General features: G+C 65.3%; 14 protein-coding genes and 1 tRNA gene. 6 read left to right on the forward strand and 9 right to left on the reverse strand.

What is annotated here, in order from left to right; all coding sequences use genetic code 11:
• Nucleotides 1-18 precede the first annotated feature (18 nt).
• Nucleotides 19-435, forward strand: a complete 417-nt coding sequence (gene ndk, locus OHL12_RS08535; RefSeq protein WP_263413401.1) for a nucleoside-diphosphate kinase — start codon at nucleotides 19-21, stop codon at nucleotides 433-435.
• Between the two features lie 171 nt (nucleotides 436-606).
• Nucleotides 607-1,956, forward strand: coding sequence for an acetamidase/formamidase family protein (locus OHL12_RS08540; protein ID WP_263413402.1), 1,350 nt, complete (start codon nucleotides 607-609; stop codon nucleotides 1,954-1,956).
• A gap of 71 nt (nucleotides 1,957-2,027) precedes the next feature.
• On the opposite strand, the gene OHL12_RS08545 is transcribed toward OHL12_RS08540, so the two are convergent.
• The 6 genes from OHL12_RS08545 to OHL12_RS08570 form a co-directional block, all read right to left on the reverse strand.
• Nucleotides 2,028-3,461 carry a glycoside hydrolase family 125 protein gene (locus OHL12_RS08545; protein ID WP_263413403.1) on the reverse strand — a complete coding sequence of 478 codons (1,434 nt, stop codon included), beginning with the start codon at nucleotides 3,459-3,461 and terminating at the stop codon, nucleotides 2,028-2,030.
• A gap of 143 nt (nucleotides 3,462-3,604) precedes the next feature.
• Nucleotides 3,605-5,062 carry a M16 family metallopeptidase gene (locus OHL12_RS08550; RefSeq protein WP_263413404.1) on the reverse strand — a complete coding sequence of 486 codons (1,458 nt, stop codon included), beginning with the start codon at nucleotides 5,060-5,062 and terminating at the stop codon, nucleotides 3,605-3,607.
• Entirely contained in the window at nucleotides 5,059-6,447 is a 1,389-nt protein-coding gene (locus OHL12_RS08555) for a M16 family metallopeptidase (RefSeq protein ID WP_263413405.1), read from the reverse strand. Before OHL12_RS08555 ends, OHL12_RS08550 begins: the two co-directional genes overlap by 4 nt.
• 94 nt (nucleotides 6,448-6,541) lie before the next feature.
• Nucleotides 6,542-7,219 (reverse strand): hypothetical protein, encoded by a 678-nt coding sequence (locus tag OHL12_RS08560; protein ID WP_263413406.1) that lies wholly within the window; start codon nucleotides 7,217-7,219, stop codon nucleotides 6,542-6,544.
• On the reverse strand, nucleotides 7,219-11,385 hold the full coding sequence (locus OHL12_RS08565; protein ID WP_263413407.1) for an Ig-like domain repeat protein: 4,167 nt from the start codon (nucleotides 11,383-11,385) through the stop codon (nucleotides 7,219-7,221). The genes OHL12_RS08560 and OHL12_RS08565 overlap by 1 nt, the downstream gene beginning before the upstream one ends.
• A gap of 275 nt (nucleotides 11,386-11,660) precedes the next feature.
• The gene (locus OHL12_RS08570) at nucleotides 11,661-13,535 is read right to left on the reverse strand and encodes a M61 family metallopeptidase (RefSeq protein WP_263413408.1); all 1,875 of its coding nucleotides are present in this window, start codon (nucleotides 13,533-13,535) and stop codon (nucleotides 11,661-11,663) included.
• Between the two features lie 161 nt (nucleotides 13,536-13,696).
• Between OHL12_RS08570 and OHL12_RS08575 the strand changes: the two genes are divergently transcribed.
• Nucleotides 13,697-13,789, forward strand: a tRNA-Ser gene (locus OHL12_RS08575).
• 95 nt (nucleotides 13,790-13,884) lie between these two features.
• Here the strand turns inward: OHL12_RS08575 and OHL12_RS08580 are convergent.
• The 3 genes from OHL12_RS08580 to OHL12_RS08590 form a co-directional block, all read right to left on the reverse strand.
• Nucleotides 13,885-15,384 (reverse strand): GH1 family beta-glucosidase, encoded by a 1,500-nt coding sequence (locus OHL12_RS08580; protein ID WP_263413409.1) that lies wholly within the window; start codon nucleotides 15,382-15,384, stop codon nucleotides 13,885-13,887.
• A gap of 361 nt (nucleotides 15,385-15,745) precedes the next feature.
• Nucleotides 15,746-17,161: a lysine-sensitive aspartokinase 3 gene (lysC, locus tag OHL12_RS08585; protein WP_263413410.1), complete on the reverse strand. Its 1,416-nt coding sequence runs from the start codon at nucleotides 17,159-17,161 to the stop codon at nucleotides 15,746-15,748.
• Between the two features lie 173 nt (nucleotides 17,162-17,334).
• Nucleotides 17,335-17,763, reverse strand: a complete 429-nt coding sequence (locus OHL12_RS08590; protein ID WP_263413411.1) for a PA2169 family four-helix-bundle protein — start codon at nucleotides 17,761-17,763, stop codon at nucleotides 17,335-17,337.
• 310 nt (nucleotides 17,764-18,073) lie between these two features.
• Between OHL12_RS08590 and OHL12_RS08595 the strand changes: the two genes are divergently transcribed.
• Genes OHL12_RS08595 through OHL12_RS08605 form a run of 3 tightly spaced genes read left to right on the forward strand, consistent with a single transcriptional unit; the run spans nucleotide 18,074 to nucleotide 20,939 of the window.
• A complete protein-coding gene (locus OHL12_RS08595; protein ID WP_263413412.1) occupies nucleotides 18,074-19,102 on the forward strand; it encodes a type III polyketide synthase in 1,029 nt (342 codons plus the stop codon).
• Nucleotides 19,099-19,800, forward strand: coding sequence for a methyltransferase domain-containing protein (locus OHL12_RS08600; RefSeq protein WP_263413413.1), 702 nt, complete (start codon nucleotides 19,099-19,101; stop codon nucleotides 19,798-19,800). The genes OHL12_RS08595 and OHL12_RS08600 overlap by 4 nt, the downstream gene beginning before the upstream one ends.
• On the forward strand, nucleotides 19,797-20,939 hold the full coding sequence (locus tag OHL12_RS08605) for an NAD(P)/FAD-dependent oxidoreductase (protein WP_263413414.1): 1,143 nt from the start codon (nucleotides 19,797-19,799) through the stop codon (nucleotides 20,937-20,939). The genes OHL12_RS08600 and OHL12_RS08605 overlap by 4 nt, the downstream gene beginning before the upstream one ends.

Consider the following 20,939-nt stretch of genomic DNA (forward strand, 5'->3'; position numbering starts at 1 on the left):
TCCAGTCGCAGGAGCATCATGTCGCAGCGCACCTTCAGCATTGTTAAGCCGGACGCAGTCCGCAACGGCCATACCGGCGCCATTCTGGCCGAGATCGAAAAGGCCGGATTCAAGATTGTCGCCATCAAGAAGATGTCGCTGAGCGTGGAGCAGGCCGAGGGCTTCTACCACGTGCACGCCGAGCGCCCGTTCTTTGGCGAACTGACCAAGTTCATGGCCAGCGGACCGATTTTTCCGATGGTGTTGGAGAAGGACAACGCGATTGCCGACCTGCGCAAGGTGATGGGCGCGACCAACCCGGCCAACGCCGAGGAAGGCACCATCCGCAAGAAGTTTGCGACGTCCATCGGTGAGAATGCGATCCACGGATCGGATGCGGAAGATACGGCCGCATTTGAGATTGGGTACTTCTTTGCCGGTTACGAACTGAAGTAAATCCGTTCAAGTTTCGGGAAGTGGGAGGCGCTATGCGCCTCCCGCTTTGCTTTGGTGCTGGCGTGGACAGAAGCGGAGATAGACCTTCAAGGAGATTCCTGCTTCTGAGCGGGAACGATTCCCTGCTGCATCGCGTAGAGTGTCTCAGCGCTCTTTGCCTCGTGAGGGAACATGATTCGTTCGATCAGCCTGATTCTGTTGAGCGCTCTTGCTCCGTGCGGGCTCGCCCAGTCGCCCACTGCCCTGACCGGCCACTGGCTGATGACAGGCGACAATCACGGCACGACCTTCTACATGCCGTTGGACCTGGTGGAGAAGGGTAGTCAACTTACCGGCAAGATCGGCGGAGACGCGTTGCATGGCGAGGTGCACGCTCAATCCGTTCACTTCACCGCGCGCGACGAAGACAACAACACCGGCGAGGTGAACGCAACGCTTGCGGATGGCAAGCTGACCGGAACACTTCTCTCAACCGACGCGCACAACCCGGCCCACTCGGACCGCCTCACCTTTGTGGCTGTGCTGTCGCCGCGGGTGACAAGCGGGACGCCGAAACGACACGAGTTTGTCCCGACCGTGTTTTACCGGGACTATTCACCCTTGCATCCAGTGGTGCTTACGGTGAATCCCGGAGACACCATTCACACGACGACAGTGGATGCCGGTGGGAATGACGAGCATGGCGACAAACGCGTGGCCGGCGGGAATCCGCAGACCGGGCCGTTCTACGTGAATGGCGCTGAGCCGGGCGACACGCTGGTGGTGCGCATTGTGCACCTGAAGCTGAACCGGGATTGGGCCGAGTCGGACGACAACCTTGATCCGCGGGCACTGAGCGCCGACCTTGCGGTCAGGATGAAGGACAATCACAACAACATCAAGTGGCATCTGGATCTGGCGAAGGGCACAGCTTCTCCCGACAAGCCCGGGGAGCACATGCGGACGTTTGCGATCCCGGTGAGCCCGATGCTGGGTTGCGTTGCGACGGCGGTTGGGCCTGGCGGATCTGCTCCGCGGACGCAGGACAGCGGCAGCTTTGGTGGCAACATGGACTTCAACGGTGTGACGGATGGTGCGACGCTGTACCTGCCGGTGAGCGTCCCCGGCGCGCTGCTCTACGTTGGTGATGGTCACGCTCTGCAGGGCGACGGCGAGTTGAACGGCAATGCGCTGGAAACGTCGATGGACGTGGAAGTCACGGTGGACTTGATTCGAGGGAAGCGCATACACAACCGCATCGAGACGCCGACGGAGATCATCGCGATGGGACTTGACGGTTCGATCGACGATGCGTTCCGTGACGCGACGAGCAACATGGCGGGCTGGATTATGGACCAGTACAAGCTGACGCCGTCTGAGACGTCGCAGTTTTTGGGCGTCGCCGCTGACTACCACGTGAGCGAAGTCGCGGACAGGAACGCGGGTGTGGTGCTGAAGATCGCGAAGTCGAAACTGAGCACGCTCGCCGCCCCAAAGGCGATGAGCGGCGAGGATCCGTCCGTGCCGCAGATCTCACGATGAAATAGCGGAATGTCTGGTGCGCTGGAACAAGTGGCTGTCGTCTGTCCGCTACCTCCAGCGCTTGAGGCCGGCTACGCGCTGAAGTTGCGGAGGAGTTGCGGGCGTTCGGCTTGCAGCTTGAGGCAGAGTTCGCCGAAGAGGCCGTTGGCCCAGGCGAACCAGGGGCGGGTGTACTTGCTGGGGTCGTCCTTGTAGAACGACTCGTGCATGAAGTGTGTGCCGTTGGTGGTGTTCACGAGGGTACGGAGGCACTGCGTGATTTCGGCGTCGCTGGAGCTGGTGAGCGCGCGGAAGAGGATGGCCATAGGCCAGATGTGGCCGAGGCCGATGTGCGGGCCGCCGATTCCCTCGCCTGCTGAGCCGCGGAAGAAGTAGGGGTTGTCGAAGCTGAGCGCGAAGGCGCGCGTGCGCTGGTAGAGCGGATCGTTCTGCGGCACGAGTTGCAGGTAGGCGAGCGAAGCGAGGCCGGGGGCATTGGCGTCGTCCATGGCGACCGAGTTGCCGTAGCCGTCGACCTCGTACGCGTAGATCTGGCCGTGCTTGGGGTGCTGGATGATGCCGTGCGCCTGGACCGCTTGGCGCACCTCGCCGGCGAAGGACTTGGCTTCACTGGCGAGGGCGTCGTCGTGCAGGACGGTGGAGGCGATCTCTGCGATGCGGTCTAGCGTGACGGCGGCGAACAGGTTGGCAGGGATGAATTGCGGGAAGATGCAGGCGTCGTCGGACGGGCGGAAGCCGGAGCAGATGAGGCCGTTAGGGCGGGTGGGATTTCCATAGCCGCCGAGGGGCAGCGAGTCGGTGGGGTTCGCGGCGGCGCGCTGGAAGTGATAGGGGCCGAGGTTCTCCTTGCGCTGCTGTTCGCGGAAGGTCTGGACGATGCGGCGCGCGGCCTGGTGCCAGGTGTCGTCGAAGGCGGCGGGATTGTTGGAGGCCTTCCAGAAGCCGTGCGCGAGGCGGACTACGTAGCAGAGCGAGTCGATCTCCCACTTGCGCTCGGCGACGCCGGGCTTCATGTCGGTGTCGTCGTGCAGGGCCCAGTCGAGCGCGTGATCGCCGGGGTGGCGGGTAAAGGCGTTGGCGTAGGGGTCGAGCAGGACGAGGCGGGCGTGGTGACGCACAACGCCCTCGACCAGGTCGCTGACGGTCTTGTCGATGCGCGTGAGCGGGAGGTAGACCCACATCTGCGCGGCAGAATCGCGGAGCCACATGGCATCGATGTCACCGGTGATGACGTAGGTGTCGGGATGGCCGTCGCGCGTGGACGGGAAGACGGTGGTGTCGAGCGTGTTGGGAAAGCAGTTCTCGAAGGTCTGCTGGAGAACCGTGCTGCTTGTGGCGGTGCGGAAGCTCTCGATGGCGCGCTCGACCGTGATGGAGGTGAAGCGGCGCTTCGCAACCGGAGGGCGGCCGGAGAGACCGGAGAAGGCCGCGGTGCTGTACTGGCCGGACAGGGCGGAGGTGGTGGCGAGAGCGGAGGCGCCGAGCAGGAGGTCTCTACGGTTCATCACCTTGGATGGTAGACCGGAATGCAACCGGCTTGCCTAGGACTTAGGTCTTGCTTGTGGAAGGTGCGCCGAAAGTGAGAACCCCACCTTGCGCGCTGAGAGACCGCGCAAGGTGGGGCCGGTGGTCTGAGTGGAAGTGCGGGTTAGAAGCCGGGGTCGCTGATTTTGCGCTCGGTGATGTTGGGGCTGTACTTCTGGATCGCGGGCCGGATCTCCGCGGCTTTGCCTACGACGACGAGAACGAGGTCTTTGCTGTCGGGGTAGTCGTGGGCGAGCAGGCGCTTTGCGTCGTCCGGCGTGGTCTGTTGTGTCTTAACAAGACTCTGGTTGAAGGCATCGCGGGTGATGCCATAGAGCTCGTTGCGGGCGAGCGTGGCGGCGACAGCCTGAGCGGTTTCGAGCTCTGGCGGAAGCGTGCCGGCGATGGTGTTCTTGGCGCTGAGGAGCTGGTTGCTGGTGAAGCCCTGCGCACGCGCCGTGTCGAGGACTTCGAGCGTTTTGTCGATGGCAGGACCGGTGGTCGCGTTGCGGGTAAACGTAGCGATGGTGAAGGGGCCGGCGACGCGGTTTTCGCTGAAGCTGGAGCTGGCGCCGTAGGTGTAGCCGGTCTTGATGCGGAGCTCCGTGTTGAGCAGCGAAGTGAAGCGGCCGCCGAAGAGTTCGTTGACCACATCAAGCTGGCCGCGATCGGGGTCGGTGGCGTTGATGCCGATGTTGCCGACTGCGAAGTAGGACTGCGTGGCGTCCGGCTTGTCGACCAGCAGCACGCGGCGACCCTTGAGCGGTGCCATGGCGGTGAGCGGTGCGGGCGCGGGTGCCTTGCCCTGCCAGCCGGCAAATGCGGCATCGAGAGCCGAGCGCATGGCGCGGGCGTCGAAGTCGCCGGAGACGGCAAGGATGGCGTTCGCCGGGGTGTAGTTGGTCTTGTAGAACGCGAGCACGTCCTCGCGGGTGATGTGCTTCAGGGAGTTTTCGTCTCCGCTGGAGGGACGGCCGTATGGATTGTTGCCGTAGAGAAAGGCCCGGTAGTAGAAGCCGAGGACGGCCTGTGGATTGTCCTTGGCGGAGCGCACGGCGTCCTGCCGCTGGGCGAGCAGCTTGGTGAACTCCGCCTCTGGGAAGGTGGGGTGCAACACGGTGTCAGTGAACAGCGCGAGCGCGGTGGCCTGGTCCTTCTTGAGGAAGTTGGTCGAGACCTGGGACGAGTCGAGCAGGACGCCCGCGCCGTACTGCATGCCTATGCTGTCGATGGCGTTCGAGAACTGCTCCGCGGTGTGCGAGGCGGTGCCACGGCGCAGGAGAGCGGCGGTGATGGAGGCGAGGCCTTCCTTACCGACGGGATCGGCGACGGAACCGGAACGCAGGACGAGGTTGACGGCGACCAGAGGCACCTCATGCTTTTCGAGCAGGAGGATGGTCATGCCGTTGGGGGCGACATAGCGCTCGTACGCTGGCAAGACGTAGGGCTTGGGCGGCGGCGTGACGATGTGCTGAGACGGAGGCTGGGTAGGCTGCGCGGATGGCTGTGGCGCGGATTGGGCGAGTGCCGCCGCGGACAGGGTGAGGGTGGTGGCGGTGACTGCCAGTAAACGCGCGATCATTGCGCACCTCCTTCGGGCGTGCCCTGCGCGGGCGCAGACGGATCGACCGCGGTGGCATCGGGGACGAGCGTGGCAACGGTGCGGTTCGAGGGAATGAGGTATTTGTTCAGGACGCGCTGGACGTCTGCGGCGGTGACGGCGTTGATGAGCTTCTCCTGATCGTTGACGTGGGTCCAACTGCCGAAGAAGACCTCGGCGACGCCGATGGCCTGGGCGCGGCCGGCGATGGTCTGCTGCTCGCGGTAGAGCTGGGCGATGATCTGGTTCTTGGCCTTGCTGAGCTCTGCGGCATCGACGGGCGCGGTGCGCAGCTTGTCGAGCTCAGCGTAGATGGCGGCTTCGACCTTCTGCGGAGCGACGCCGGCGCGGGGCTGCTGCTGGATGGTGAACAGGCCCGGGTCCATGGTGTCGTCCTGGCCGGAGCCGATGCTGAGCGCCAGTTGCTGGCCGTCGACCAGCGCACGGTACAGGCGCGAGCTTTGGCCGGTGGTCAGGATGCTGTCGAGCACGGTGAGCGGGTAGTAGTCGGGGCTCTTCACGTCGACCGTGTGCCAGGCGATGAATTGCAGCGGCAGCTCGGCGGGCTTGTGCACCTCGACCCGGCGTTCGCCGTGCTGCGGCATTTCCTTGGTGCGGACGGGCGGCGGCGTGGCATGCGCGGGGATGGTGCCGAAGTCCTTTTCGGCAATGGCGAAGACGTCGGCCGCCTTGACGTTGCCGACGATGACCATGGTGGCGTTGCCGGGAGCGTAGCCCATGGCGTGATAGCTCTTCAGATCGTCGATGGTCCAGCCCTCGATGTCGGAGGGCCAGCCGACGACGGGCCAGTGGTACGGCGCGCTCATGTAGGCCGCGGCGCGCAGAGATTCTTCCAGCGTGCCGGGGTTGCTGTTGTCGGTGCGGAGGCGCCGCTCGGAGTAGACGACCTGGCGCTCGCTTTCAACCACGGAGGGGATGAAGGCGAGGTTTTCCATGCGGTCGGACTCGGCGTCGAGGACGAGCGGGAGAGCGCCGGAGGGCGTCCAGTCCTGGTACACCGTGGTGTCGGTGTTGGTGTAGGCGTTATTGGTGCCGCCGGCGTTGTCGAGCGCAGCATCGAACTCGCCCTTGCCGTAGCGCTTGGCGCCGTTGAACATCATGTGTTCGAAGAAGTGCGAGAGCCCCGTGATGCCTTCGTGTTCGTTGCGGGAGCCGACCCGGTAGAAGGTGTAGCAGGCGATGTTGGGAATGGAATTGTCTTCCTGGACCAGGATTTTCATTCCGTTCGAGAGCGTCTTGCTCTCGACGTGGATCTGCGCCTGGGCGGAGTGCGCGCCGAACGCGGCAAGCACGGCGGAAAGCGCCAGCAGGAGGCGTGGCGCCGTGCGTGGGAACAAGCTTTGCATGCAGCAAACCCTCAGATGAGCCAATGTAGCTGCATGATACCGAAGGCAGCCTGAGGGTGAGACGGCACGGGAAGGCCGAGGTGTGCGACGCCGCCTAGAAGTGGGCGGAAAAGCCGCTGGATACGCGGACGTCGCGCTGCAGGTTGAGCTGGCCGTTGGGCAGGTACGTTTGCACGTAATCGGCCTGAACGACGCGGAAGCCGATCTTGCGGCCTACGCGCCAGTCGATGCCGGCTCCGCCTTCGAGAGCGAGGCTCTCCGCGTTCTTGGTCGTGCCGTTGGGCCCGGGGAAGATGCTGTTGAAGCCCTTCACCTTGCCGCCGAGGCCCTCCACGAAGACCTGGAGGCGTTTGGGGGCGCGGCTTTCGCTGCCGGTGCCGGTGGTGTAGCGCAGGCCGCCCAGGTAGGTGTACTCGGCCAGATCGATGTGCGGGGCGATGTTGGGAGCACGCATGAAGGACGCGTCGCCGACCAGGCCGAGGCCGTGGAAGACGTTCCAGTAGAGGTTGCCGCTGATGCCCGTCATCTGGAAGAAGTTGGAGGTTCCGGTGACGGTCTTGGACCGCTGCACGCTGTAGAGAACGGCGAGATCCCAGCGCTGCTCGGACTCGACGCCGCCGTATGCGCCGGGGCGAGATCCACCGGAGCCGGCGAAGCGACTGACGAAGCTGCTGCGCTGCGCGGAGGCAACGATCACCGAGGCAAGGCAGAGCAGGATGGCGGCGATGACGCGCCACCACAGATGACGGCAGGGGACGGAGAGAGTACGCATTACTGAACCTCCAGCGTGACCGTCGCGGCATGGCTGAGCGATCCGCTGTTTGCGGTGAGCGTCAGTGTGGAAGTGGTCTGACCGGAACCGTCGTAGTAGCCGATGCCCGCACCACAGCCTGTGGTGGACAGCAGAACGGCGGTAGCGAAGATGACTGTGGCGAGCAGGCCGGCGGCTCTGGTGCGGAGAAAACCCTGCCGCAGTCGCCTGGTGAACGGAAGCAGCAGAAGCGCGACGGCAACGACGGAGGAGCCGCGCTGGAGCGGCGAACGCTCTACCTGGCTCTTGAGCGCGGGCACGGTGACGGCAAGTGTGACGTTCGTTGCGCCCGAGCCGCTGGCGACCGTGGAGGGCGTAAGCGTGTAGGTTGCGCCCGCGGGAAGGCCGGTAAGCGTGAAGCTGACCGGACCAACCAGGGTGGCGGCGACGGTCGGCGAGACCGTGAAGTGGTACGTACCCACGGAGCCGCGCAGCACCGATTGCGTGCCCGATGTGTTTGCGGCCACGGCAAGCGTGAAGTCGGCAACGACCTCCGTGACGGTGGCACTGCTGCCGGTGTAGTTCGCGTCACCGCTGTAGACGGCGGTGATGGTCTGCGATCCGGCGGGCAAGGTGTTGAGGCTGAAGGTGGCGCTTCCGGTGGCATCGACCGGGGCGCTGCCGAGCACGCTGGAGCCGCTGGTGAACTGCACGGTTCCGGACGGCGCGGGCGATCCGCCGGTGACGTGCGCGGTGAACGTAACCGCGGTGTTGAGCAGCACTGGCGTGGCTGACGAGGTGAGCGTGGTGGAGGATGTGCCGCGGGTTACGGTGATGGTCGCGGTTGCGGAGCCGCCGCGATAGTTGGTGGCGTCAGACGGGGTAAAGCTGGCGACTACCGGGTAGGTGCCGGCGGGCAGAACCGTGCCGGCGGTGATCGCCGTGCCGCCGGTGGTGTACACCAGGGTGCCGGGAACCGCTGCGCCGTTTGCGGTTGCGGTTGCATTCAGCGTTGCACCCAGAGCATTTCCGGAGGTGACACTGCCGCCCGCGAACGTGACCGTGACGGTTGCCGGATTGACGGTGATCGTAGCGGTGGCGGAACCGGCGCGATAGGTGTTGCCGTCGGTCGGCGTGAAGGTGGCAAGGACGGTATAGGTTCCGACCGGAAGCGAGCTAGTGGCAGAGAGCGTCGTTCCGTTCGTGGTGTAGACGAAGGTGCCGGGAATCGCGGCCCCATTAGAGGTTGCGGTTGCGTTCAGGGCGCTGCCCAGGCCGGTGCCGTAGGTGGTGGTGCCGCCGGCAAAGGTGATGGTGGACGTGGTCAGGTCGCGCACGGTCAGCACCACGGAGGCGGTGACCGTGACGTTGCCGTAGTGATCGGTGTCGGTCGGGACAAAGGTGACAGTGAGCGTGGCCGGACCGACCGGGAGTACTGTGCCCGCGGTGGGCATGTACGTGTAAGTGCCGGCGAGCGGCTGGCCGTTGGGGTCGAGCGCCACCGCGTTGAGCTGGTTCTTGCCCAGCGGCGTCCCGACATTGATCGGCGCCGGCGTGTTCCAGACCAGTTTGGCTACCGGGCGTACCGAGATGACAGTTTGGGTGAGTTGGGGCGCAGGCGCGTAGTCGGAATTGCCGGGCTGGTTGGCCGCGACAACGATGGTGCCAACGCCGGTGACGACAAGCTGATTGTTGACGATGGTTCCCGGACCGGAGAGCACGGAGAAGACAACGGGAAGTCCCGTCTGCGTCGCGGGGTTCGTAACGGTGCTAACCGCGGTGCCGATGAGCGGAATGGGTGGCACGCCGTAGTTGACGGGGCTGGGAAGCTGGCCGAAGTTCACGATGATCTGCGGTGCCGGCTGCACTACGACCTGCAGATCCTGCTGCAAGGGCAGGAAGTTGGTGTCGCCCGGGTAGCTGAGCTGGAGCTTGTAGGTACCACCGTGCAGCATGCCGAGGGGCGCGTTCTCGTCGATGCTGTTTACGCGATCGGCAGAGTTGGAGGTGCCGGTCACAACGACGTTGCCGTTGCTGTCGAACAGTGTGTAGGTGACGACTCCCGAGGGCAGAGCGATGCCGGTGCCGGAGTACTGCCCGGACAGAACGTAGGTAGCGCGAATGTCCTGCCCGTACTCATAGGTGGGCAGGGACGCGGTGTAAACCGAGGCGGCGCGTGCCACGGTGACGTCGATGGTGGTGTTCTGGGTGCTGGCGGCGTAGTAGCTGTCGCCCGAGTAGGAAACCGCGTACGTGTGGCTGCCGGTGGAGGGGTGGACGACGGTGTAGTTGCCGTTGCCACCGCTCAGCGTTGCGGTGCCCAGGGTGGTGGACCCTTCGGTGAAGGTGAGAGTGCCGGTGGGCGTGGGCCCGGTGTGGGTCGCGTCGTAGACGGAGACGTTGAGCGAGACGGGCTGGCCGTACACGGGGCCGGTGGGCAGAGAGACCAGCGCGATGGAAGCAGGTGCTGTGCCCGGAGCCGCGCCTGCGGCGCCCTGCACAGCGATGGCGTGCGTGATCTGCGCTGCGGGTGCAGCGGCAGAGGAAGTGGAGGCAGCGGCGCTGGCGCTTTCCGTGAGCACCACGCGGCTGGAGATGTTGCCCGAAGTGGTCGGCTTGAACTTGACCTGGAGGGTGCAGGCCGCGCCCGGTGCGAGCGACTGTGCCGCGCTGCTGGCAGACAGTTGCGGGCACGTCTGCGCGTCGCCGAGCGGGAAGTCCGCGGTGGTGCTGGGGTTGGTTCCAGCGGCGGGCGTGGCAAGGGTGAGCGGGGCGTTGCCGCGGTTCGTCAGAGTGACGGTCTGCACGCTGTCGGAGCTGGTCTGCCCCACCGGCGTCTGCGCAAAGGTGAGGGTGGAGCTGGCGGCGCTGAACTCCGCGACGGTGGAGGCGTCAGCGCTGGTGAGAAGGAGGACGCTGCCGTCGCGAAGCGCCGCAGGGCTGACCGTGCCGGAGCGGAAGCGGGTTTCGGAGGTTGCCAGGACCGAGTGAGTGGTGCCGGTGGAAGCGTCGATGCGCCGCAGTCCCGAGGCGGCCTCGGCGAAGGTCAGGTCGCCGAGCGCGTCGACCGTGATGCCAGAGAGTGTGCCGAGCGCAGCGGTGTTGGCCGCGGCGCCGTCGCCGCAGGGCGTGTGGGCGCAGGCGGTGCCGGTGCCTGCGACGGTGCTGAGGATGCCGGTTGACGCGTCCACTCGGCGGATGCGGGAGGATGCGGCGTCGACGATGTAGAGGTCGCCGGCGGCATCGGACGCGAGAGCCGTGACGGAGCCGAACTGGGCGTGGACGAGGGTCTGGCCGTCGCCGCAGGTTGCGGTTGGATCGGTGCAGGCAGCGTTGGCCGCGAGGGCGGTCCAGACGCCGTTGTCCAGACGTTCCAGAGCGGTGCCGAAAGCGGCAATGAGGCGGCCTTGCGCGTCGACGGTGATCGCTGAAGCCGGGGCGGAGGCACCTGCGGTGGTTGGCAGCGGGGCAATGGCGGTGACGGCGGTTGTTCCGGGGTCGACCCGCGAAATGCTGCCGCTCGCGCTGAGGAGGTACACGGTGCCGTCCACATCGGCGGCGAGGGAGGCAACCGGGTCGGAGGCCGGCAGACCGGTCGCAACCACGGAAGTCGTTCCGCTGACCGGGTCTACCTGCAAGATCTGGCCGGTGGAGCGGTCGGCGAGGTAGGCTACCCCGCTTGCCGAGGTGGTGAGCGCCGTAAAGCTGTGCGGTCCGGCGGAGGCGATGGCAACCGTGGAGACCACGCCGGGAGTGAAGGCCGCGGACGAGCCCACGCCGGTGCCAATGAGCCGCGCGGTGGCGAGGGTGCGTCCGTTGGCACCGGGCAGCGAAACCTGGCCGGAGACCGTTCCTGGAGCCTGCGGCGCAAAGCCGACGGCAAGCGTACAGGTGTCGCCGGCGGCGTAGGTTTGCTGAGCCGAGCAGGTGCCGCCCGGAAGGATGGTGAACTCAGACGTTGCCGTGGGTGCAAGCGCGACGCCTGCGGAACGCAGGGTCAGCGTGACCGTCTTCGCCGAGGAAACTGCACCGACCGCCACGGCTGGGAAAGCCGTGGTTGCGGGTGCGGACGACGATACGGTCTGGGCCGGTGCTGTTTGGGCGGCTGCCCGGTTCAGACCCGGCAGCAATGCCAAAGCAAAAGCGGCGCACGCAGAGGCGTACACACGGAAATGGGGGCGTGACATAGGTCGGCCTCGCATACCAGTGGTCGGTGCACGCCATCCCGGCGAATCGATTACCGGGGGACCTTACCTGTGTGCCGCGTTCATCACACTCCACCGGGGACGTGGGCGCCATGACCAAAGCTGGTGAATTACCTATTGGGTAAGGGAGGGCGATGGTGTGCCGATATCCCCCAAAGGCGGCACACCCGCGCAGAAGTGCCTCAGCGATACACACAGGTGTATTGCTTTCAGGCACTTGCCTGCTTCCAACAGGGTTGCGGTCTACAGCGGAGGTGTTAGCGGGCCTTGCTGCCGAGCCAGGCCGCGCGGAACTGCTGCTGTGCCGGTGTGAGGGCGGTTCCGGCCGTCTCGACGGCAACCAGCTCAAAGCGATTCGGCGGCGCAAGCGTGACGGAGGTGTTCACTTCTTGCCCGCCGCGGCGCCGGACGACGATCGCGACGGAGTCCCCGGCCTTGTGCGCTGCGACGAGCTTGCCCAGGTCGTCCGCGGACGTGAGAGCTTTACCGTCGAGCGAGACGATTGCATCGCCGCGGTCGATGCCAGCCTGGTAGGCGGGCGAACCGGTCGTGACCGCAGCCTGGATGACGAATCCGTTCTCCTGCTTTTCCAGGCGGGAGATACCGAGGAATGGCGGCCCGCTGACGGGGCGCAGATCGAAGCCGGCACGGAGCAGCAGCGAACGGTAGTCCAGCTTGTCGGTGCCGGCCATATAGCGGCGCACGAAGTCGGCGGCAAAGGCGGGATCGCCGCTGACGGTGGCAAGCTGCTGCTGCACGTCTGCCAGGGTGTAGGGATGGCCGACGAGACCGGGTGCGGGGCCGCCCGGCTTGCCGTAGGCGCGCCACATAGCACGCATGAAGTCATCCAGGGTTACGCGGCCGTTCGTGCGATCGCGCAGGGACAGGTCCAGACCAAGCGCGACGACTTCACCGTCGGTGTAGTAGGAGACGAAGGTGTTGTTGAAGTCCGTGGGAAAGAGATCGCTGGCGCCGTCGACAAACGGAGCCAGGCGGCTCATGTCGACGGGAGAGCGGTACGAGCTCCCGGGCGTGTGCAGAACGTAGCTGAGCGCGCCGGCATACGCGCCCATGCCCTCCGCAGTGGATGCCAGGCCAGAGCGGATCAAGGCGAGCTCTCCGTAGTACTGGGTGAAGCCCTCGGCAATGAACATCTCGCCCGACATGTTGACGTCGGCGAAGTTGAAGGGTTCCAGCCCCTCGGGACGGATGCGTTCCACGTTCCAGTTGTGGAAGTACTCGTGCGCGAGCGTCTGCAGGCTGAGCCGGTGGCCGGTCATCACGGTGCTGTTGCGGTGCTCCATGCCGTCGCCGTTGTCCCAGGGTTCGGCGTCGGCCAGGAAGGTGTAGGCGCCGGGTTCGTACTCGGGCAATTCTCCGAAGACGGCCTGCTCTTCCCGCACGATCTTCTCCGCACCGGCGAAGTAGGCGGCGGCCTCGGCATCGGAGGCGTTGCTGTGCGCGACCACGCGGATCGTCTGCGTCTTACCGCCGGGTGCAATCGGAGACACAGTGAACGTGTGCAGGCGGAAGTGACTCAGCTCTGCGGGGCTGTCCATGAGGTACTGCAGGTTGGGCGCGGTAAAGGTGTGCGGGTCCGCGGTGGGGTAAAGCTGTGTCGCAACCTGCCAGTCCGAGCCTTGCGGCAGCGTGAACGTTATGCGGACCGGGGCGTCGTCCAGGCCGTGCGCCCACAGGATGGTTGCCGGCCAGTTCAGGTGGGCGTGGGTGGCGTCGACGGCCATGAAGGTGCCGTCCACTCGATCGCCGAAGAGGTGATAGGTGACACGCACAGTGCCGTGATGGCCCGAGACCCGCCAGGTGCGCGGATTGGGTCGCGCGATCTCGAGCGGCTGCCCGTTCTCGTCCGTGAAGCGCTCTTCGAAGAGGTTGCTGGCGAACTCAAAGGCTGCATAGCGGCCCGGTGAAGAGCGGCTCATCTGCACGTCCAGCGGGCCTGCGGGAACGTTGTGGAAGACGGCGTCCACGTTGACCACGTGGTGGATCGCGTCGGGAAAAGCCAGGTGGTACTCGACGGTAGGCGCCGCCTGGGCCGAGAGGTGGGACGGCGCGAGCGCAACCAGAACGACTCCCGCGCAAAGGCGCGCGACACACCAGGGCAACGATGGCATTTTCACGATGGGGACATGATACGACGTCTGTGGCGAGGCGCTTGCTTGGGTCTGCTGAGGGGCAACTGACGCTGTTTCTGAGCGGGCGAGTTCTTTTGCGGGGTGTGTCCGCTATAATCAACTTCGTTCGCCGCCCAACCCAAGTTGGGCCGGCACGCCGCGGAGAGTTGGCCGAGTGGCTGAAGGCGGCGGTTTGCTAAACCGTTATAGGGTCAAAAGCTCTATCGGGGGTTCGAATCCCCCACTCTCCGCCACTTTTCCCTCTTAGCAATTGAGCTGCCCGTGCCGCTACGCATGACATGCGAGGCGCTACGGTGCTGCGTGTGAGGCGTTTCCGCTTCCGGGCTGCTTAGGCTTCCACTCGATTGTTTGCGGCGACGCGGCCGTACCATTTACCGGAGTCCTTTACGGTCCGGGTCTGGTCGCGGAAATCGACATAGGTCATGCCGTACCGTTCCGCATAGCCATCGGCCCACTCGAAGTTATCCAGGAGGCTCCAGGCGTGGAAGGCGCGAACGCGTGCCCCGTCCGCGATGGCGCGAGACAGCTCCCTGAGTTCGTCGCGGAAGAAGGCGATGCGGCGCGGGTCCGGAACGCTTCCGTTTGTCTCTGCGTAGGGAGCGTCGAGGTAGCTGCAACCGCTCTCGGTGATCTCGATGATGGGGTGGTCGTACTCGCGGCTGATGCGGGTGACCAGGTCGTAGATGCCGCGCGGCCAGACCTCCAGGCCGCCGTCGGTCAGCGGGCCTTCTGCAGGCATTTCCGATTGGAGCTGTGTCCACGGATCTCCGCCGTGGGCAGTGTCCTGCGTTTCGGTCGCGACCGTGCCGGTGCTGCCGGTTGCGGATCCCCGCGCGTCTGAGACGACGCGCCGCGTGTAGTAGTGGAAGCCGAGCCAGTCCAGCGGCACCTGCATGATCTTGTCGTCGCCGCTGCGGAAGCCCATCTGCTCATACGGAGTTGGAACGACGAAGGCGTTGGGGTACCGGCCGCGCATGGCGGTCTCGAGAAAATACAGGTTGTTGAAGGCGTGATAGCGCTCTGCCGCGGCGCGGTCCTCAGCGCTCTGCGTTTTGGGGTAGGCCGGCGACATGCCGTAAGCGCTGCCCACCTGTGCCTTGGACGACGCAGCCTTGATGGATCGGAACGACTCGCCCTGTGCCAGATTGATGGTGTGCGCCGCTTTGAGGAAGTCTGTGTAGCTTGCCCGGCCCGGCGGAAAGCTGCCGACGGCGTAGCCGAGATAGGCCACCGTCCAGGGCATGTTGAAGGGCGCCCAAATGGTGAGGCGGTCACCCAGGTGCTTGGCGAGGATGCCGGCGTACTCGGCGAAGTATCCGGCGAGGTCGCGGTTGGGCCAGCCGCCGCGGTCTTCCAGCGCCTGAGGCAGGTCCCAATGATAGAGCGTGCAGAAGGGGCGTATGCCGGCTTCAAGCGCGGCGTCGACGACGCGGCTGTAGTGGTCCAGTCCCTTCGGGTTGGGAGCGCCGGTGCCGCTGGGCTGAATGCGCGGCCAGGAGATGGAGAATCGATAGCTCTTCTGGTTGAGCTGCTTCAGGATCGCGATGTCTTCGCGATAACGGTGGTAGTGGTCGCATGCCACGTCGGCCGTTGCGGCACCCTTGATCTTGCCAGGCGTGTGGCAGAAACGGTCCCAGATGGATTCGCCTTTGCCGTCTTCCCTCCATGCGCCCTCTACCTGGAACGCCGCGGTGGCCATGCCCCATAGGAAGTTGGGTGGAAAAGCACCGGCATTAGCAGGCGCGGAAGGGAGCGCATGTGCAGCACCGGGCAGAAGACTGCCGCCTGCCGCCGCCATGGAGTGTTGCAAAAAAGACCGGCGATCCATTCAGGGGTGCCACCTTCCCGTTGCGTCTGCCTCAGAGTCTCACGGGAAGGTCGGCCGGTGTGCAGCGGATTCGCGGAGACTTTCATGACTCGAACGCCGTGCAGCGCTCGTGCAGCCGCAGGAATGAGAGGCAGGAGTAGCCCTGGTGCGGTTGGGTCAGCGGCAGAGTGTGGCTTTTCTCCATCGCGAGGAACGGGAGCGTGAGGATGGGCGCGACAGGCGGGCCAGCGCGAGCCTGCAGCTTCGGAGCAGGCGGGAGCGGTGGGCAATGGGGGTGAGCGAGGTCTGCCTTTGGGAGATCTCCTGTTGCGTTTGGAGGAAGCAAAGACGGTACGGGATCATGGGGCTCGCTTTCTGAGGGCTAGACCAGGTGCCAGGCCATGGCGTGTTCCCGCGCAAAGCCTGCGTCGGGGATTGCAGCCGCGGTTGCGGCGTTGTGCGGGAAGAACTCGGCGTGCAGCAGGCGGACGGCGTGGTCGACCTCTGCCTCGGTCAGCAGCAGGTTCATGCTGATGCGGTTCGCTCCGAGTGAGATCATGCCGACCTCGATCTCGCGAAGGCACTGCATGGCACGGGATGCGACACCCGGTCGTTCCTGAAAGTCCCCGACGAGACACACCAGCGCGCGCTTCGCTTCCGTTGCGACGTCAGCGAAGGCTTGGAGGTCCGGGACGATGGAGCTGAGATCTTCGGTCTGCTCCAGGGCGATGGAGATGCTTACCTCGCTACTAGCGAGCATGTTGGCCGACGCTCCGTGGCGGTCGAGCACTTCAAAGACACGGCGCAGAAATCCATGCGACGCGAGAAGCCGTCGAGAGGTGACGTGCAGCACGGTCAACCGCCGCTTGACGGCGATGCTGGTGAGCGCGCGGCCGGTGGCGGGCGGTGCCGCGGTGATCACGGTACCCTCGTTGGCCGGATCGCGCGAGTTCAAGACCCAGACGGGAACGCCCGTTTCGACTGCCGGAAGGATGGTTGCCGGGTGCAGAACCTTGGCGCCGAAGTAGGCCAGTTCCGAAGCCTGCTCGAAACTGATGGAGCGGAGGCGTGTCGCGTCGGGACAGATGCGCGGATCGGTGGTCATGACGCCGTTCACGTCGGTCCAGATCTCGATGGCGCTGGCGCGCAGGGCGCGGCCCAGCAGCGCCGCAGTGTAGTCGCTGCCGCCGCGGCCGAGCGTGGTGGTGATGCCGCCCGCGGTGGCGGCGATGAAGCCGCCGAGAATGGGAACAGCCTCTACCTGCACGAGCGGAAGCACATGGGCCTGCGCCGCGGCGGCGATCAGGTCAGGCTGCGGTGTGGCGCGACCGAATCGATCGTCGGTGATGATGCAGGTGCGAGCGTCGACCAGGGCGCTGCTGATGCCGCGATGCTCAAACGCCTGCGCCACGATGAGCGACGAAAGCCGCTCACCAAAGCTGGCGATGAGGTCTGTGGTGCGGGCGGTCAGTTCGCCTACGGCGTTGATGCCGCCGAGCACGACATCGAGTTGCGCGAAGAGCGTGTCGAGATCGGCGAGGAGCGCAGGCAGCTTGCGACCGACCAGGCCGGCTGCCACGTCGTGGTGGCGCACTCGCAACGCGGCGGTGAGCGCAACGGCGTCGGCCAGCCTGCCTTCGACGGCGTGCTGTGCGGCCGCGATTAGCTCGTCGGTGACACGGGCCATGGCCGAGACGACCACCACGGGACGCAACCTGCGATCGCGCCGGCCCTTGACGATGTCGATGGTGCGCTGGATGGCGGGAGCATCCTCAACCGAGGTGCCTCCGAACTTCATTACAACGAGCGGTCTACTTCCACTGTCGTCCGTCACGAGCCTGCTGCCTCCGTGTCTATAGACAACGGTAGAAGCTCGCACATAAGGAAGGCATAAGGGGACAGAATCGCAGCCGCGCAAGCTTTGCGGCAGCGGCCTCCGTGCATCGCATAGGGAGGCCGCCGATCCGAAAACTAGTTGGTCGAGTCGCGAAGCGCCTTGACGCGGTCGTGCGAGGCCTGGATTGAGGGCTGCTGCTGCAGCAGCACGGAGCGGACCGAGCCCGTGACCTCGCTGCTTTCCAGAGCTTCCTGGTAGGCCTTCTTGGCGGCATCTTCGCCCTGTTCCGCCGTCACCAGCAGCGTGTGATCGCCGCCGCCCAGATTGGCTTTCAGGTCTCCCCAGATGCGGTGCGTGGTGCCGGAGACGGTTCCGCCAACATCTTCCGATAGGCCCGCGGCCGCGGCCACTTCGCGCGCGAACGTCGCACGGGTCGAGGCTTCCTTGAGGAAGAAGCTCTTCGCCTCGGGATTCTTCAGGTGCTCACCGATGTCCGCATAGCCACGGGCACCATCGTTCAAGACCTGGATCACAGTTTTTACAAGCGTACTCACTTCAGCCATAGCACAAGCTCCTCTGAGGCATAGGAGCGGTGACCGCGACTGGAGGTTGGCCGTTCGCGGGCGAGGCGCGAAGCGGCGTGTGGGGCTGCGAGGCGATGGGCTGTACCTCGCCCGCTCTGATGTTCGCGTTTGTTCCGATTGCCGAGTGACGCGATGTTGAGGAGGTACGCAAGTCGAGCAGCGGCTTTCTTCTCCTGCGCAACGGCGCATCTTTCCGGACCTCGCGGGGCGACGGCGACCCTGGGCATTCGGTACAGTGGGCGATGTGTCAACCTCTGCGGACGCGTACCTTGCACGAATCTCAACAGCGGTGCCGCAGCACGAGGTACACGACGCATTCCTGAAGTTTGCGCACGGCATGCTGCAGGACCCGCGCAGCCGCGCTCTGTTGCTGCGCATGGCGGAACGCGCCGGAATCGAGCGGCGATACTCGCCGCTGAGTGTCAGCGGGCCGAGCGAGAACGAGGTGGATGCCTATGCGCTCTATCGCCTGGGTAGCTTCCCTGCCACTGCGGAGCGCATGAGGCTCTTCAAGCAATTTGCTCCTGCGCTGATGCGGCGCGCCGTGAAAGGCCTGGCACTTTCCCCCGAGGAGCGGGCGCGGGTTCGCCATGTGATCGTGACCACCTGCACCGGCTTCTACGCGCCGGGGCTCGACTTTGACGTAGTGGACGCGCTGGAGCTGCACCCCGGCGTGGAGCGAACCATGCTCGGGTTCATGGGCTGCTATGCGGCGATCAACGGACTGAAGCAGGCGCGGCACCTGGTGCGTTCCGAGCCGGACCATGACGTGGTGCTGGTGAACCTGGAACTGTGTACGCTGCACCTGCAGGAGACGCAGGACCTGAACAAAGTGTTGTCGTTCCTGATCTTCGGCGATGGCTGCGCCGCGTCGCTGATCACGTCGAAGCCGGGCGGGCTTCGCATGGACAGCTTCAGGGCTGTGCGGCTGGAAGGCACGGCCGACCTGATCACGTGGAACATTGGTGACCAGGGATTCGACATGGTGCTGTCAGGCCAGGTGCCTGCAGCGGTTGGCGATGCCCTGCGACTGCACCGTGAAGAACTGGTTGAAAACGAGACGACGCTCTGGGCCGTGCACCCCGGTGGCCGGTCGGTGCTGGATGCGGTGGAGCAGGCGCTGGATCTGCCTGCGGCCGCGATGGAGCATTCGCGGGCGGTGCTACGCGATCACGGGAACATGTCGTCGGCCACGGTGATGTTTGTGCTGCAATCGATCCTGCGTTCCGCTCGGGCTGGGGAGCACGGCTGTGCGATGTCGTTTGGACCGGGACTGACGGCGGAAACGATGCGATTCGTCGCGGCAGGAGTGCGATGACGTTTGACGAGCGCGCGCACCTGACGGAGCTCATGGATGAACCCTGCACCTATGAGGAGTTCCGTGCCTGCCTGAGCGACCTGGCACGCGTGAACCGGTGGACGCGTGCCTACCAGCCAACGCTCGAGTGGCTGCAACAGGTGGTGCGGCCCGGCGCTGAACCGATTCACATTGTGGATGTGGGTTGCGGCGGCGGAGACATGCTGCGAGAGGTGGAGCGCTGGGCTGAGCGCGAAGGCATTGCCGTGATGCTGACGGGCGTCGACCTGAACCCGTATGCCGCGCGGGCTGCACGGGAGTTCACGCCTGCGGGGTCGCGCATCGAGTGGGTCACGGCGGACGCGTTCTCATTTACGCCGCGCGCTCCCATCGATTGCGTGATCAGTTCGCTCTTCACACATCACCTGGGCGACGACGAGATCGCAAACTTCGTGCGCTGGATGGAGCAGGTGGCGAGCCGCGGATGGTTTATCAACGACCTCCATCGCGAACGGGTTCCATACTTCGGATTCCAGGTGCTGGCGACCCTGATGCGCCTGCACCCATTTGTGCGGTCTGACGGACCGGTCTCCATCCGGCGGGCCTTCCGAGAGGACGATTGGAAGCGCTACCTGTCCGCGGGCGGTGTGAGCTTCGACTCCGTGCGTGTCCTGCCGTTTCGACCGGCGCGTCTGTGCGTTGCGAGGGTGAAGGCATGATCGCGGATGAGGCTCCGCTGATACTTGGCGGAGGTCCCGCGGGAAGCATGGTGGCGCTGAAGTTGGCGCGCGCGGGCCGGCAAGTGACGCTGCTGGAAAAGAGCAAGGAAGCACACGACAAGGTTTGCGGCGACTTCTTGAGCCGCGAGTCGCTGGGGTATCTCGAGAGCGTCGGGCTGTCTCCGGAGACGCTGGGTGCCGTGCCGATCCGAACCGTGCGCGTGGTCACGCCGAAGTTTCAGAAGGAGAGCGCGCTGCCCTTCCCTGCATGGTCGCTGACGCGGCGCGTGCTGGATGAAGCTCTGCTGACAGAAGCGGCACGACAGGGTGCGGAGGTGGTGCGCGACGCGCACGTTGCATCGCTGCTGCACGAGGACGCTGCGTGGATTGCAGTGTTGCGCGACGGGCGACGATGGTGCGCGCGCAACGCCGTGCTGGCCACCGGCAAGCTGGACGTGAACGGGTGGCCGCGGCCGGAAGGAACGCAGCCGGGCCTGGTCGCGTTCAAGATGTACTTCTGCCTGAGCGAGGAGCAACAGACGGAGCTGGGCGACGCGGTAGAGCTGGCCTTCTATCCCGGCGGATATACCGGGTTGCAGCGCGTGGAAAGTGGCAGGGCCAATCTGACTATCCTGGTGGATGGGAGACATCTGCGCGCGAGCGGATCGCAGTGGACCGCGGTGTTGCAATCGGTGCTGGACGCGTCGCCGCACCTGCAGCACCGGTTGAGAGGCGCGGTGGAGATGTTGCCTAAGCCGCTGACGGCTTCACGTATTCCGTATGGTCACGTGCAGCGCGACGGCGAGGATGGTTTGTGGCGAGTGGGAGACCAGGCCGCGGTGATTCCCTCGCTGTGCGGCGATGGGACGGCGATTGCTCTACACTGCGGAGCGCTGGCCGCGGCCTGCATGCTTCGCGGCGACGGTGCCCCGGCCTACCAGCGCAGGCTGCACCGGCAGGTCTCGACGCGGGTAGGGCTGGCGACGGGGATCTCGCGGCTGATGGTCGGGCATCCGGCCGCATCTGACTGCCTGCGGGTGTTTCCCGGCCTCCTGCGCACGGTGGCGATGCTGACACGGATCTCCGACAGCGCACTCGAGGAGACGCGGAAGATCGCCGAGCAGGCCACCAAGGGATGA

The sequence above is a fragment of the Terriglobus aquaticus genome, from assembly GCF_025685415.1.
Taxonomy (GTDB): Bacteria; Acidobacteriota; Terriglobia; order Terriglobales; family Acidobacteriaceae; genus Terriglobus; species Terriglobus aquaticus.

Bases quoted from the DNA above. Each gene is read 5' to 3' on its own strand.
- OHL12_RS08560 (WP_263413406.1), bottom strand. From the start codon at position 7,219: ATGCGTACTCTCTCCGTCCCCTGCCGTCATCTGTGGTGGCGCGTCATC.
- OHL12_RS08605 (WP_263413414.1), top strand. From the start codon at position 19,797: ATGATCGCGGATGAGGCTCCGCTGATACTTGGCGGAGGTCCCGCGGGA.
- ndk (WP_263413401.1), top strand. From the start codon at position 19: ATGTCGCAGCGCACCTTCAGCATTGTTAAGCCGGACGCAGTCCGCAAC.
- OHL12_RS08570 (WP_263413408.1), bottom strand. From the start codon at position 13,535: ATGCCATCGTTGCCCTGGTGTGTCGCGCGCCTTTGCGCGGGAGTCGTT.
- OHL12_RS08555 (WP_263413405.1), bottom strand. From the start codon at position 6,447: ATGCAAAGCTTGTTCCCACGCACGGCGCCACGCCTCCTGCTGGCGCTT.
- lysC (WP_263413410.1), bottom strand. From the start codon at position 17,161: ATGAAGTTCGGAGGCACCTCGGTTGAGGATGCTCCCGCCATCCAGCGC.
- OHL12_RS08590 (WP_263413411.1), bottom strand. From the start codon at position 17,763: ATGGCTGAAGTGAGTACGCTTGTAAAAACTGTGATCCAGGTCTTGAAC.
- OHL12_RS08600 (WP_263413413.1), top strand. From the start codon at position 19,099: ATGACGTTTGACGAGCGCGCGCACCTGACGGAGCTCATGGATGAACCC.
- OHL12_RS08550 (WP_263413404.1), bottom strand. From the start codon at position 5,062: ATGATCGCGCGTTTACTGGCAGTCACCGCCACCACCCTCACCCTGTCC.
- OHL12_RS08580 (WP_263413409.1), bottom strand. From the start codon at position 15,384: ATGGATCGCCGGTCTTTTTTGCAACACTCCATGGCGGCGGCAGGCGGC.
- OHL12_RS08540 (WP_263413402.1), top strand. From the start codon at position 607: ATGATTCGTTCGATCAGCCTGATTCTGTTGAGCGCTCTTGCTCCGTGC.
- OHL12_RS08545 (WP_263413403.1), bottom strand. From the start codon at position 3,461: ATGAACCGTAGAGACCTCCTGCTCGGCGCCTCCGCTCTCGCCACCACC.
- OHL12_RS08565 (WP_263413407.1), bottom strand. From the start codon at position 11,385: ATGTCACGCCCCCATTTCCGTGTGTACGCCTCTGCGTGCGCCGCTTTT.